12 protein-coding genes and 1 pseudogene are annotated in these 13,761 nt (G+C 69.3%); 4 read left to right on the forward strand and 9 right to left on the reverse strand.

All coding sequences use genetic code 11. The annotated features are described in order from the left end of the window. Window positions 1-9: 9 nt before the first annotated feature. Window positions 10-1,215, reverse strand: coding sequence for an efflux RND transporter periplasmic adaptor subunit (locus tag PL79_RS11455; protein WP_044846340.1), 1,206 nt, complete (start codon window positions 1,213-1,215; stop codon window positions 10-12). Between the two features lie 368 nt (window positions 1,216-1,583). On the opposite strand from PL79_RS11455, the gene PL79_RS11460 reads away from it, so the two are divergent. Then, window positions 1,584-1,817: a hypothetical protein gene (locus PL79_RS11460; protein ID WP_044846339.1), complete on the forward strand. Its 234-nt coding sequence runs from the start codon at window positions 1,584-1,586 to the stop codon at window positions 1,815-1,817. Window positions 1,818-1,895: 78 nt separating this feature from the next. On the opposite strand, the gene PL79_RS11465 is transcribed toward PL79_RS11460, so the two are convergent. Then, entirely contained in the window at window positions 1,896-2,663 is a 768-nt protein-coding gene (locus tag PL79_RS11465) for a Mut7-C RNAse domain-containing protein (RefSeq protein WP_044846338.1), read from the reverse strand. Window positions 2,664-2,719: 56 nt separating this feature from the next. Here PL79_RS11465 and PL79_RS11470 point away from each other — a divergent pair, with 56 nt between their 5' ends. Both PL79_RS11470 and PL79_RS11475 read left to right on the forward strand, forming a co-directional pair. Further along, window positions 2,720-3,631 carry an NAD(P)-dependent oxidoreductase gene (locus PL79_RS11470; RefSeq protein WP_260427334.1) on the forward strand — a complete coding sequence of 304 codons (912 nt, stop codon included), beginning with the start codon at window positions 2,720-2,722 and terminating at the stop codon, window positions 3,629-3,631. A 71-nt stretch (window positions 3,632-3,702) separates the two neighbouring features. Next, complete coding sequence (locus tag PL79_RS11475) at window positions 3,703-4,338, forward strand: LysE family translocator (RefSeq protein WP_044846336.1); 636 nt, start codon at window positions 3,703-3,705, stop codon at window positions 4,336-4,338. Between the two features lie 429 nt (window positions 4,339-4,767). Here PL79_RS11475 and PL79_RS11480 read toward each other — a convergent pair. Further along, a pseudogene (locus PL79_RS11480) lies at window positions 4,768-5,706 on the reverse strand (MFS transporter); the annotation flags it as partial. 97 nt (window positions 5,707-5,803) lie between these two features. On the opposite strand from PL79_RS11480, the gene PL79_RS11485 reads away from it, so the two are divergent. Continuing rightward, window positions 5,804-6,724 carry a LysR family transcriptional regulator gene (locus tag PL79_RS11485; protein ID WP_044846334.1) on the forward strand — a complete coding sequence of 307 codons (921 nt, stop codon included), beginning with the start codon at window positions 5,804-5,806 and terminating at the stop codon, window positions 6,722-6,724. A 200-nt stretch (window positions 6,725-6,924) separates the two neighbouring features. Here the strand turns inward: PL79_RS11485 and PL79_RS11490 are convergent, their stop codons facing one another. The 6 genes from PL79_RS11490 to PL79_RS11520 form a co-directional block, all read right to left on the reverse strand. Next, window positions 6,925-7,758 carry an OmpW/AlkL family protein gene (locus tag PL79_RS11490; protein WP_044846333.1) on the reverse strand — a complete coding sequence of 278 codons (834 nt, stop codon included), beginning with the start codon at window positions 7,756-7,758 and terminating at the stop codon, window positions 6,925-6,927. A 15-nt stretch (window positions 7,759-7,773) separates the two neighbouring features. Further along, window positions 7,774-9,018: a DUF2957 domain-containing protein gene (locus PL79_RS11495; protein WP_044846332.1), complete on the reverse strand. Its 1,245-nt coding sequence runs from the start codon at window positions 9,016-9,018 to the stop codon at window positions 7,774-7,776. Window positions 9,019-9,169: 151 nt separating this feature from the next. Further along, the gene (locus tag PL79_RS11500; protein ID WP_044846331.1) at window positions 9,170-10,603 is read right to left on the reverse strand and encodes a DUF2957 domain-containing protein; all 1,434 of its coding nucleotides are present in this window, start codon (window positions 10,601-10,603) and stop codon (window positions 9,170-9,172) included. A gap of 427 nt (window positions 10,604-11,030) precedes the next feature. After that, window positions 11,031-11,981: an N-acetyl-gamma-glutamyl-phosphate reductase gene (gene argC / locus PL79_RS11505; RefSeq protein WP_044846330.1), complete on the reverse strand. Its 951-nt coding sequence runs from the start codon at window positions 11,979-11,981 to the stop codon at window positions 11,031-11,033. A gap of 187 nt (window positions 11,982-12,168) precedes the next feature. After that, window positions 12,169-12,741, reverse strand: a complete 573-nt coding sequence (locus PL79_RS11510) for a flavodoxin family protein (RefSeq protein ID WP_044846329.1) — start codon at window positions 12,739-12,741, stop codon at window positions 12,169-12,171. Between the two features lie 391 nt (window positions 12,742-13,132). Further along, a complete protein-coding gene (locus tag PL79_RS11520) occupies window positions 13,133-13,738 on the reverse strand; it encodes a YbhB/YbcL family Raf kinase inhibitor-like protein (RefSeq protein WP_044846328.1) in 606 nt (201 codons plus the stop codon). Window positions 13,739-13,761: the final 23 nt, after the last annotated feature.

Consider the following 13,761-nt stretch of genomic DNA (forward strand, 5'->3'; position numbering starts at 1 on the left):
CGCGCCACGCTACTTCTTCGCGACGGCGACTTTAGCGCCGTCCTTCAGCTTCGCGCCTGGCGCGAGCACGACCGTGTCGCCGGGCTTCACGCCGCGGATCGCGACGAGTTCGCCGATCCGCGCGCCTCGGGTCACCGCCGTCGCACGCACCGTGTCGTCCTTCACGACGAACACGACCGGGCGGCCGTCGCGCTCGACCACCGCGCTCGCCTGCACGGCCGTCACCGGCTGCCGGTCCTGCGGCGACGCCGGCTTCGACAGGAACGCGATCTTCGCGCTCATGTCGGGCAGCACGCGCTCGTCGCGGTCGACGAAACGCACCTTCACCAGCACGGTCGCCTTCGAGCGGTCGACGGTCGGCACGATGCGCGACACGCGGCCCGCGAAGCGCATGTCGGGCAGCGCGTCGAGCTGGATCTCGCACGGCTGCTCCGCGCGGATCTTCGCGATGTTCGATTCGGCGACGTCGGCCTCGACCTCGAGCGTGTCCATGTCGGCGATCGTCACGACCGCGCCCTTGCTGTCCGACGCGGACGAGAACGGCGTGATGTTGTCGCCGACGTTCGCGTGCTTCGCGAGCACGATCCCGTCGAACGGCGCACGGATCACCGTCTGGTCGACCGCGACCTGCGCGGCCTGCGCATTGGCTTCGGCGGACGCGATCGCGGCTTCGTCGCTGTTGACCGACGCGCGTGCCTTGTTCACGCGGGCCGTGTCGATGTCGAGCTGCGCGGCCGGCACCGCGCCCTTCGGCGCGAGCGCGGCGGTGCGGCGCAGCGCGATCTCCGCATCCTTCAGTTCTGCCTGCGCGACGCCGAGGTTCGCACGGGAGACCTGCGCCTGCGCGCGTGCCTGTGCCAGCGACGCCTGCACGTCGCGGCTTTCGAGCCGCGCGATGATCTCGTCCTTCTTCACGCGCGTGCCCTCGAGCACGCCGAGCCACTCGACGCGACCCTGGCCCTTCGACGCGACCGCCGCCTTGCGCTGCGGCACGACGTAGCCGGTCGCGTTGAGCTGGGTGTCGTTCTGGTACGGGTAGGCGGACGTGACGGAGGTCGTGTCGACCGTCGGCCGGCCGGTGAGCGCCAGCGCGGCGACGATCGCGACGATGACGAGCGCGGCGGCGACCGCGTAGCGGACCCACCGGCGCCGGCGTGGCGCGGGTGCGATCGGACGCCGGTCGATTTTCAGTTTGTCCAGATTGTGATCGGGCAATTTGGGCGCCTTGCGACGGCGGCGGTCTCGTGACCGGCCGCGTCCGGTTGGGACGGAAGGTGGCCAGTATAGCGTCGGGGCGACGGGCGCGAGAGCCGGTTTGTCGGACGATTGACGCAGGTCCCGGCGGCGCGTCGCGCGGGCGCGGAACCCGTGCCCCCGGGGAAACCCGAACGATGCAAGCTGCATGTCAACTCGCCGCGCGGGCGATGCGTTATGGAGCCTGTGCGTCAGTATTTGCCGAGGCGGAAAGGCGAGAGCCGACCCGTCCGGCGGCGACCGGCAACCCGGCGCGACTGATGTTCCGATGCGGATGCCTCGCATCTCTTACCGGTACGTTTGACTTTTTCTCCGCTAAAGGAAGAACAATGAAGAAGACGCTCGCTTCGATCATGACCGCAGCATTCGCTCTCGCATCGGTTTCGGCATTCGCACAGGCGTCGGCGCCGGCAGCCGACACGTCGGCCGCTGCACCGGCACCGGCCAAGAAGGATCACAGCAAGCCGAAGCACCAGCTGAAGCAACACGGTTCGGCCAAGGGCAAGGCGAAGGCTGCAGCCGCTTCGGCCGCCGGCACGAACGACGCAGGCACGCAGAACTAAGCACGCTCCGCCGGGGGCGCCGCTGCCGGCCGGCCGTCGCGAAACCCCGCATGCTCCGGCCTGCGGGGTTTTGTTTTTTCAGGCGTCCGCCACGTCCGGAAACTCGAGGGCATCGGGCGGCGGCGCGCGCATCGCATCGACCACCGCGCGCATGCGCCGCCAGTGCGACCCTTCCCAGAACACGCGCCGGCACACGTCGCACGCGGCAAAGCGCCGGTGCCGCTGGCGCACGCCCGGCGGCACGCGCGGCGCGGCGTCCGCCGCATCGAGCGCGTGCAGCGGCGCGTTGCAGCGCAGGCACAGCCGGAACGGCCGCATGTGCGGCGCGAGATCGAGCCGCGCGAACAGCTCGCGCAGCTGCGCGTCCGGCTGCTGCGCATGCAGGTAGCAGCCGCGCACGACCGCGCGGCGCTTCAGCAGCTCGCGGTCGCGGGTCAGCACGATCCGGCCTTCGCGCGCGGCGAGCGCCGCGAGTTCGTCGTCGCGGTAGTGGTTGTCGTAGCAGGTGTCGAAGCCGGCGAGGCGCAGCAGCTGCGCGAGGCCGCCGAGATGCGCGTCGGCGACGAAGCGCCAGCGGTCCGGTTGCGGCAGCGGCGAGGCGGCCGCCGGCTGCGCGCGTTCCGGATGGATGTCGACGCGGTCGCCGTCGCCGAGCGGCCGGTCGAGGGCGGCCGGTGTGCCGTTCACGCAGAGCAGGCCGATTTCCGTATGCGGGACGCCGAGTGCCTCGATCGCGTGCTTGACCGTCGCGTCGCGCGCAAACGCGTGCGCGAACGCGCACTCGCGCTGCTCGCGCGCGAGAAACGCGTTCAGTTCGCCGTGGAAGCGGAAGGTCGCGGTCGCCATTGGCGCAGTATCGCACCGCGCCCGGCCGGTCGCCGGGGGCTGCAGGCCGCCGCCATCTGTGTTTAACTCCCCGCTTCACGGGTCGAAGGAGCGGGGAAATGGATCTCGGATTTATCGGGCTGGGCGAAATGGGGCAGGCGATTGCGACGAACCTGCTGAAGGCGGGGCACGCCGTGCGGGTCTGGAACCGGTCGCGCGAGCGCGCCGAGCCGCTCGCCGCGCTGGGCGCGCAGATCGTCGCGACGCCGGCCGACGCGTTTCGCGGCGACGCCGTGTTCTCGATGCTCGCCGACGACGCGGCCGCGCGCGAAGTATTCGACGACGCGCTGCTCGCGCAGGCGCCGCGCGGCCTGATCCACGTGAACATGGCGACGGTGTCGGTCGCGCTGGCCGAGTCGCTCGCGCACGCGCATGCGTCGCGCGGCCTCGAGTACGTCGCCGCGCCCGTGATGGGGCGCCCGGACGTCGCAGCGGCCGCGCGCCTGACGATCATGGCCGGCGGGCCGGCCGAGGCGATCGACCGCGTGCAGCCGCTGTTCGACGCGATCGGCCAGAAGACCTGGCGGTTCGGCTCGCTGCCGCAGCATGCGAACGTCGCGAAGATCGCGGCGAATTTCACGCTCGCGTCGGCGATCGAGACGCTCGGCGAGGCGTCCGCGCTGCTCGGCGCGCACGGCGTCGCGATGCGCGATTTCCTCGACGTGATCACGAACAGCGTGTTCCCGGGGCCGGTCTACGCAGGCTACGGCGGGATGATCGCCGAGCGCAGCTACGAACCCGCGCGCTTCAAGGCGCGCCTCGGGCTGAAGGACGTGCGGCTCGCGCTGGAGGCCGGCGACGCGGCGTCGGTGCCGCTGCCGGTGGCGAGCGTCGTGCGCGACAGCCTGCTCGATGCGCTCGCGCACGGCGGCGGCGAACAGGACTTCGCGGTGCTCGGCGAAGTCGCGCTGCGCCGCGCGGGCCGCTGAGCCGACGCGGGACAAAAACGCCGCGCGCACGGCATAATCGACATTTCAATTCTCTTTCGGTCGGGGCGGTCATGAACCTGCATACGTGGTGGCTTTTCGTGGCGACGGTGTTCGTCGTGTCGGCGATTCCGGGTCCGAACATGCTGCTCGTGATGACGCACGGCGCGCAGCATGGGCTGCGCCGCTCGGCGTCGACGATGGCCGGCTGCCTGAGCGCGCTGGTGCTGATGCTCGCGGTGTCCGCGGCGGGGCTCGGGGCGGTGCTCGAGGCGTGGCCGGCGACGTTCGATGCGTTGCGCTTCGCGGGCGCCGCCTACCTGATCTACCTCGGCGTGAAGGCGTGGCGCGCACGCGTCGACGACGCGCCGGCCGCGGACGTCGATGCGGTTTCGCAAGGCGCGTCGGCATCACGCTGGGCGCTGTTCCGCAACGGTTTCCTGGTCGCGGGCAGCAACCCGAAGGCGATCCTGTTCGCGGCCGCGCTGCTGCCGCAGTTCATCAATGCAGCCGAGCCGACGCTGCCGCAGTTCTGCATCCTCGTCGTCACGTTCGCCGTGATCGAGGTCAGCTGGTATCTCGTCTACGCGTCGTTCGGCACGCGCATCGGCGCGACGCTGAAGAGCCAGAGCGTCGCGAAGGTGTTCAACCGGCTGACGGGCGGGATCTTCGTCGGCTTCGGCGCGATGATGGCGCTGGTCCGTCACTGATTTTGGCCAGCGCGGCCACGCGGCCGCCGGACGCCCGCGCCTCGTCAGAGGGCGGGGCGTTTTCATGTCCGGGCCCGCGTTACGCGCGCGGCACACGCCGCGGTGCCGCTCCGGCGCCCCCCCGACAAGCGAACGCCCCGCGGCCGCGCCCGCGAAACGCGAAGCCGACGCCGCACACGGCGCTCCACCGCCCCACCCCCCCCACGCCCATGCGTTGCCCGCCAGCGCCGCGCCGAGCGCGCCGCCGACGAAGAACAACCCGACGAACAGCCCGTTCAGCCGCCCGCGTGCGGCCGGGTTCAACAGGTTGATTTCCCGGCGGCCGATCGTCTGGTCGACGATCACGCCCGCGTCGAGCAGCGCCGCGCCGCCGGCGAGCAGCGCCAGCGCGACACCGCGATGCGCGTGCGCATCGAAGCCGAACCAGCCGGCGCCGGCGATGCCGAGCACGGTGAGCGCCGCGAGCATCGTCACGTGCGCGATGCGCTGCGCGGCCGGGCCGTGGCCACGATCGCCGGCGCGGCCGGCCAGCGGCGTGACGATCGCGCCGCTCGCGCCGGCGAACGCGAACAGCGCGATGCCGTGCAGGTCGAGGCCGAACGGCGGCTGCGCGAGCCGCAACCCGACGGCGGTCCAGAACGCGCTGAACGCGGCCATCGCGAGCGCGGCCGACAGCGCATGCCGGCGCAGCACCGCTTCGTCGGCCAGCAGCCGGCCCATCGACGCGAGCAGCGCGCGATAGCCGGCCGAAGCCGGCGGCACGCGCGGCGGCAAGCGCAGCGCGAGCACTACCGCGATCGCCGCGTTCGCGAGCGCGGCCAGCGCGTAGAACGCGCGCCAGCCGGCCGTGCCCGCGATCAGGCTGGCGAGTGGCCGTGACAGCAGGATGCCGAGCATCAGCCCGCTCATCACGTTGCCGACCGCGCGGCCGCGCTGCGCTTCGGGCGCCATCGACGCGGCCATCGGCACCAGCATCTGGATCACGCTCGACGCGGCGCCGGCGGCCAGCGTCGCGAGCAGGAAGACGGTGCCGGACCGCGTGAACGCCGGCAACGCGAGCGCGGCCGCACATGTGACGAGCGTCGCGACGATCAGCCGGCGGTTCTCGAACAGGTCGACGAGCGGCACGAGCAGCACGAGGCCGGCTGCGTAGCCGAGTTGCGGCAGCATCGCGACGAGGCCCGCGAGACCGGGCGGCAGGTGCAGGTCGGCGCTGATCGGGCCCGTCAACGGCTGCGCGGCGAACAGGTCCATCACGATCACGCCGACCGTCGCGGCGAAGAAGAGCGTCATGCCCGTGCTCAGCACGGGCGGTGCACCGCGCGCGGCGCGGCCGGGGGCGGGGCAGGAGTCGGCAGGGCAGTTCATCGGAAGCCTGGAGCGTCGAGCGAAGGAATCCCCATCGTAGGTGCCGGATGTTTATGCGACAATTGAAATATGTCTAACATGATTATGCGAGTTTGCTTTGAATACGCGTGATCTCCAGGCGTTCGTCGCGGTGGTCGACAGCGGGTCGATGGTCGCGGCCGCGGCGAAGCTCCATCTGACGCAGCCGGGCCTCACGCGACGCGTGCAGAACCTCGAGACGCTCCTGGGCATGCCGCTGCTCGAGCGGCAGAGCAAGCCGCTGAAGCCGACCGCCGCCGGGCGCGACGTCTATGCGCTCGCGCGCAACGTGCTGGGTGCGGTCGACGCGTTGATGGCGGCCGGCGCGCCCGACAGCGAGCCGTCGGGCGAACTGCGCATCGGCGTGCCGCCGTTCCTGTCCGAGCTGGCGCTCGAGCGGCCGATCGACCGGCTGCGCGACGCGTTTCCGCGGCTGACGCTGCGCGTGACGGCCGGCTGGTCGCCGGCGCTCGTGCAGGGCATCGAGCGCGGCACGCTCGATGTCGCGGCGGTCATGGTGCCGGCCAGCGCGGCGCTGCCCGACACGCTGACGGCCACGCCGCTCGGCACGCAGCCGACGGTGCTGGTCGCCGCGCGCGATTTCCCGCTGCCGGCCGGCCCGCTGTCGCTCGACGTGCTGTCGGGTTTTCCGTGGGTGCTGAGCCAGGACGGCTGCGGGATGCGTTCGGCACTGAGCCGTGCGCTCGGCGCCGCGGGGCTGCCGTTCGACGTCGCGGTCGAGGCGTTCGGCTCGGAGTTGCAGCTGTCGCTCGTCGCGCGCGGTGCCGGCATCGGGATCGCGTCGCCGAACGCACTGGCGCGCAGCAAGCATCGCGATGCGCTGAGGGTGGTGGAAACGGCGGGGCTGGAAACGCGGATCAACGTATGGATCGTGCACGGCGCGCTGCCGGGCCGCCTGACGCGGCCGGTCGCGCTGCTGCGCGACACGCTGGGCGAGGTGCTCGACCGGGAGAACGGGAAGGGGTCGGATTCGAACTAGCGATCTAGAGTGCGCATTCGAGGGAAAATCCTTATTTTCTCTACGGAAATGTTGCAATGCGGAAACTGATTCGCTATAGTTACACCTGTCTCCTCCATGTCTCCTCTGATATGGATTCAGCCCGCCTCTTAGGCGGGCTTTTTTTTGCCCGCGTTTTTTGCGCGGGCCGTCCATTCATCCACCGTCCTCCGTCGCCGCCGTCAGAACTTGTAGGTCATCCCGACGTAGCTGATGATCGGGTCGGCCTTCAGGTCCGATTTCGACTCGGAGAGCACCGTGCCGTCGGCCGCCTTGATCGTCACCGTCGACGTCGTCTTCAGCGGGATGTAGGTCACCGACGCGACCAGCCCGAAATGCTCGGTCATGTTGTACTGCAGGCCCGCGTTGAACACCGGCTGCCATGACGACGACGCCTTCGCTTCCACCGATGTCGTACCCGGCTTGCCCGCGCCCGCGGCGAGAATCGCGCCGAGGTTGTCCTGCGTCTGCTTGATGAAGTTCGTGTTGAGTTGCAGGTCGCTGAACCAGTTGTACGACACGCCGAGGCCGAGGAACGGCCGGAACTTCGCGGTCGCCGCCCCGAAGTAGTACTGCAGGATCGCCGCCGGGCTCCACTGCCGCACGCTCTTCACGATCGGGTTCACCGAGGCGAGGCCGATGTTCTGCGTGCCGAGCGCGCCGGCCGGGCCGGGCGGCTTGATCGTGCCTTGACCCGACACCTTGAACACCGGCGGCACGCCCGCCACCGACGTGACCGCGATGTGGTCGGTCAGGAAGTGGCTGACCGTCAGGCCGACCGTGTCGGCGCCGCTCGTACGCAGCCCGGTGCCCGGCGACGTGAACGACGGCGGCAGCCGCAGCGGCGTGTTGATCGGCGTCGGCGCGACGTTGGTCGTCATCGGCGTGCTGCTCTGCTGAGGCATCACGTGGAACCAGCCCAGCGTGACGACGTTGCTGCCGGCGCTCTGCGCGTGCGCCGCGAGCGGCGCCAGGGCGGCGGCGCCGGCCGCCGCGCAGAGAAGGGTCTTCTTCATCACGGCTTCCTCCGCTTACTGGACGAACGCGCCGATCGTGAAATACGGCGTCGAACCCGCGTTGTCGAGGAAACCGAACACGCCACCCGTGAAGATGAACTTCCCGGTCGGCGACGTGCTGCCCGAACCCGTGTGGATCGTCGTGACCGTGCCCGGCACCTTCTGCGTGTAGTCCAGGTCGAGCGGGGTCGCGAGCGAGGCCTGCGACGGCTGGAACGGATCGAGCAGCGTGGCCTGGTTGTTGATCAGCGCGGTGGTCCGGTAGTCGAACTGGCTGTCGACGCCGATGTATTCGCCGTTTTGCGACCCGGCCGCGATCGCGGTCTGCGGCGCGAGGATCGAGATGCTCGATTCGTCGTCGGCGGTCAGGCCCGGCACGCCGTTGCTGTCGGGCGTCGGGTTCGGGTTCGCGACACCCGTGCGCACGAGGATCGGCACCAGCTGGTTGCGCAGTTTGCCGACGATCATGAAGCCCTTGCCTTGCGGCGTCGCCGACAGCGTCGGGCTCAGCTGGCTCCGGTAGTTGTTGCTCTGGAACGCGCCGCTGCCGTCGGCCGACTGCACGAAGTTCGTGCCCTGCTGCATGCACGCGCCGCCGGCGAACTGGCCGGTCGTGTCGCACTTGGTCCACGTGCCGTCCGCGTTGATCGTCACCTTCGCATCGATCGACGCCGGCGCGAATTTCTGCGACGGCACTTCGCCGAAGCCGATGTGGCTGTACGTGCCCGCGACCTTCGTGATGTCGGTTTCGATCGACGAGAAGCCGATGAACGGGTAGTACGGGAATTTCGTGTCGGGCACCGCGGCCTGGCCGAGCACGCCGTCGAACTGGATCTCCTTGCCGGGAATCGTGCCGCCCGCGACACCGAAGCCGACGAAGATGCGCGCCGGACGCGACGCATCGAGGCTCGCGCCGTTCAGCCGGAATGCGCACTGGTTCAGCTTGTTGGTCGGCAGCATCGTTTCCTGCGTGAGCGTGCCGCTGTCGACGGTGCCCGCGCGGGTCGGCGTGACGGTGCCGGTCTTTTGCGGCACCGGCGATTCGACATAGGTGACCTGCCAGGTCATCTTGGTCGTGTCGAGCTGGACCTTGGCCAGTTCGCCGCTGCCCGCGCCGCCGGTGTACACGGTGTTGTAGTCGAGCGTGGCGGGGCAGAGCCGGTCTTCGACGAGCGGGGGCGGGTTGTCGCCGCCGCCGCCGCCGCATGCGGAAAGAAGGGGGGCGGCAAGGGCCGCCGCGAGAACGAGGTTGCGCTTCATGTTGCTCCTCCAGATTTGTCTTGTCGGGCGGCCGGCTCCCTGTCGGCCGCTTCTGTTGCTTGTGCTCGTGCTGCTGCGCCGTGCCGGGCGCCGTCGTTGCGTGCCTTCCCTGCATCCCGCGGCGGCGCACCGGCCGCCGCGTCCTCGATCGCTACTTGCTGATCTGTGCGCCCACGCCGAAGTACGGTGTCGACGACGTGCTCGAGTTCGCCGACGTCGACGTGACGCCGCCGTTCACCGTGCCCTGGATCAGCGCCGCGTACAGGCCGCCCGTCGCGATCACCACGCCCGATGCGGACGGATAGGTCGCACCGTTCGTCGGCGTCGTCGTCGTGTTCAGCAGGCCCGGCGTTCCCTGACCGTAGTCGAGCGTGAAGGCGTCTTCCTCGGCCTGCGTGGTCGGGTTGATGAACGACGCGTTGCTGCCGCGGATCAGTGCCGCCGTGTACTTGAAGTTCGAATCCGCGCCCGCGTAGCCGCCGTCGATCGCGCCCGACTGGATCGCCGTTGCCTTGCCGAGCACCGCGATGCCCGATTCGTCGTCGACCTTGGCGTCGGTGTGCAGCGCGAGGTCGGTGCCCAGATACACGTAGCCCGTGCGGACCACCACCGGCACGGTCGCGCCGTTGAGCTGGCCGATCACCATGTGCGCGGTCGCCGACTTGCCGGTCGTGCCGACGATCGGCAGCGCCGTCTGCGGCAGGATCTGCGGTGCCTTCGTGCTGTCGAGGTAGCCGCCGTTCGCGGTGTTGACGGTCCACGGATCGCCGGTCGTCTGGCAGCCCCCCGCACTCGTCGACGTGCACGCGCCGTTCGCATCGAACGTCTCGCTCGAATTCGTGCCCTTCGTCGCGTAGTTGCCCGACGGCACGAGGTGGTAGAGCAGCGCGTTGTAGGTGCCCGGCAGCTTCGTGAGGTCGGTCGTCGTGTTCGCGAAGCCGAGGAACGGGTAGAAGTCGAAGTGGCGGTTCGGCACCTGGCCGACGTTCTTGTAGATCGGGACGCCGGCGACGGTGATCGTCAGCCCGTCGTACTGCACCGTCGCGCCGGGGATGCCGCCGCCCGCGACGCCCATGCCGACCAGCAGCATCGGCGGGTTCGCCTGGTTGAAGTCGGCGGCCGTCGAATAGGTCGAGCCGTTCGGTGCCTTGCCCGAACCCGGCGTGAAGACGAACGCGCAGCGCGTCTGCTCCGCGGTCGGCAGCGCGCCGGTCGGCGGGTGGATGACCTTGCCGGTGATCGTGGTGCCGGCGCGGCTCGGCGTGACCGTGCCGGTCGCGAGCGGAATCGGCGATTCGAGCCACTTGAGCGTGTACGTCATCGCGACCGCGTCGATGTTGACGCTGACGATCTCGCCGCTGCCGGCGCCGCCGAGGTAGGTGCTCTTCACGATGTCGGCATCGGCCGGGCACAGCGCGCCGTTGACGGGCTGCGACGGCGGCGGCCCTTGCGTGCCGCAGCTCGATCCGGAACATTGAGGGGCCTCGATCGGCGCGGGCGAGCCGCCGTCTCCTCCCCCACAGGCAATCAGGAAAGGGGCGATGGCAAAGGCCGTTGCCACCCCCTTTGATAAGGCGTGCGACATGCCGCTGTCTCCAATCGTTTAATTGTGCGAGCTAATGTCGCTGCCAGGATTTTTGCTGTCAATTGATGAACTCGTCTAAAAAAGACGATTGAAACAACGTGCGCGCGATGAATCCTTGCGGGATAGCGCTTTCAGTAAGAATTAAAACGCGCGGAGGGCGCTAGAGTGCTGCTGGAGTGGGGCGGCTGCCACGCATGGACGGCGCTCGAGGCCTTCACGCGTATAACGGCAGCGTTTAAAGCGGCGATATCCGGTTTATCCCTATTCGGGATTGACTGGAGAAATGGGTAAATTAATTTGCCGGCAATTACGCAACGGAAAGCTTGTAAATATTTGTAAATGCGTGATCCGGATTTTTGATTTATTGCTTGATGCGGGCAAATAAAAAGCCGGCCAGCGGCCGGCTTTGCATCGCATGCAAGTTGAATCAGCGCTTGAGGCCTGCATCCTCGGCGGCGCCGATGTTGAGGTTCATGCACTGGATCGCGGCGCCCGATGCGCCCTTGCCCAGGTTGTCGAGGCGCGCGACCGTGACGAAGCGCTCCTCGTTGCCGAACACGAACAGGTCGACGCGGTTCGTGTCGTTGTTCGCCTGCACGTCGAAGAAGCCGCTGTCGAGATTCGCCTCCGCGTTGAACGGCGCGACGCGCACGAACGGCTCGTCCGCGTAGTACTCGGCGAACACGCGCTGCACGTCTTGCGGCGTCGCGCGCTTCGCGAGCTGTTCGGGCGAGAAGTAGGTCGTCACGGCCAGGCCCTTCAGGAACGGCCCGACGATCGGCGTGAAGATCGGCGCGTGCGCGAGGCCCGTGTGCGCGGCCATTTCCGGCAGGTGCTTGTGCGCCAGCGCGAGCGCGTACGGACGCGGGCTCGCGAGCTTGCCGCCCGGCGCTGCGTTTTCGTATTCGGCGATCATCGACTTGCCGCCGCCGCTGTAGCCGGTGATCGAGTAGCTGTGCGCGGAGAAGGTCGGCGCGACGATGCCGGCATCCACGAGCGGACGCATCGCGAGCACGAAGGCCGACGCGTGGCAGCCCGGCACGGCGATGCGTTTCGACGTGCGAATCTTCTCGCGCTGCGCGCGGGTCAGCTCCGGCAGGCCGTATGCCCAGTCGGCGCTCGTGCGGAACGCGGTGCTCGCGTCGATCAGCGTCGTGTTCGGGTTCTCGACCAGCGATGCCGATTCGCGCGATGCGACGTCCGGCAGGCACAGGAACGTGACGTCCGACGCATTGATCAGGCGGCGGCGCTCGTCGACGTCCTTGCGCTTCGCTTCATCGATGCGCAGGATCTCGATGTCGCTGCGCGCCGACAGGTATTCGAAGATCTTGAGGCCGGTCGTACCTTCCTGGCCGTCGACAAAAACTTTGGTGCTCATTTCGCTCTCACTGAATGAAACGGGAGCCGCGGCGCCCTGAAACCGCCATTTTAAGACGTCATCCGGCGGGCCTGCACCGCACGGGGCGAAAAAAAGACGGCCCGCGGGCCGTCTTGTGTCCCTGTCACGCGCCTGCGCTGCGTTGCCGTGTCACCGGCGGCGCGAGCGCTCGCGCGTGCCGCCGCGTTCAGCGGCCGCCGGCCAGCCAGCGGGCGGTCGCTTCGGCGACGCGCCGCCCGAACGCCTTCGCGGTCTCGAGGTCGCCGGGCAGCGGGCCCTCGTCGGGCGTCGCGTCCGCCGGCGACTGCGCGAGCAGGCCCGTGAAGCCGCCGACGTAGTTGATGTCGTTGCGGGTGGCCGCCTTCGAGTTGGCCGGCATCATGCCCGTGCCGACCCACACCATCCCATGTTGCATCGCCAGCGTGACGAAATACTGAATCGTCGAGAACTTGTCGCCGTTCATCGTCGCGGAGTTCGTGAAGCCCGCGGCGATCTTGTCCTTCCATTTCTGCGTGAACCACGGTTTCGACGTGGCATCGGCGAACTGCTTGAACTGCGCGGACGGGCCGCCCATGTAGGTCGGCGCGCCGAAGACGATCGCGTCCGCCGCATCGAGCGCGGCCCAGCCCGCGTCGTCGAGCTCGCCGACGGCGATCAGGCGTGCGGTGGCGCCGGCGTCCTGCGCGCCTGCATGGACGGCGTCGGCCAGTTTCTGCGTGTGACCGTAGCCGCTGTGATAGACGATGACGATGTTCGACATGAAGCGTTCTCCGGAAGGGGACGAAACGGCGGGCACCGCGGCCAGCCGCGTCACGCGCCGCGGTCGGGCGGCGCGACGGATGCGCGGCGGGATGCCGCGACCGGTGCCGCCGAGTCTAGCAAGCCGAAATGACGGGAGAAAAGCGCGCGGGCGGCGCACAGAAATTCGCAGGCGCGGACAATCGCGACCGGCAACCGGCAACCGGCAACCGGCAACCGGCAACCGGCAACCGGCAACCGGCAACCGGCAACCGGCAACCGGCAACCGGAGACCGGAGATCGGCGACCGGCGACCGGCGACCGGCGACCGGAGATCGGCAATCGGCGACGGGCGACGGGCGACGGGCGGTCGGCGATACACGCCACACGCCTCACGGCGGACACGCGAGCGCTTACTGCCCGTACGTGACCGTGAGCTGTGCGGTGCCGATCGTCAGCGTGCCGATTTCGTGCTCGAACATCGGGGCGGGGCGTCCTTGCCCGATGCGCAGGTCCGTGCCCTTCAGCGCGTAGACGGTGATCACGTAGCGGTGCGGCTTGCCGGGCGGCGGGCACGGGCCGCCGTAGCCGTCGATCCCGAAGTCGTTGCGCGCCTCGCTCGCACCGATGCGACGCAGGAAGCCCGATGCGCTCGCGTCGGCCGGCAGGCTCGTGACGCTCGCCGGGATGCCGGCGACGGCCCAGTGCCACCAGCCGTGCCCCGGTGCATCGGGATCGAAGATCGTGATCGCGTAGCCGCGCGTGCCGGGCGGCGGGTTGCGCCACCTGAGCTGCGGCGAACGGTTGTCGCCCTTGCAGTCGCCGCGGTCGAACACGTTCGCGGCGCCGACGCGCCCGCCGGGCGTCAGCTCGTCGCTCGACACGGTGAACGGGCCTTCCGCGCGCGCGGGCAGGGTGGTAAACGCAGCGCACGCGGCGGCGGCGCAGAGCAGGACGGCGATGAACGGGGACGAACGACCCGGGGACGCAGGCGAAGTGATCCGGCGATCCACACGCATATGGCGCTTCTCCCGTCACGTGG

It is taken from the genome of Burkholderia sp. USMB20 (assembly GCF_000949135.2).
GTDB lineage: Bacteria > Pseudomonadota > Gammaproteobacteria > Burkholderiales > Burkholderiaceae > Burkholderia.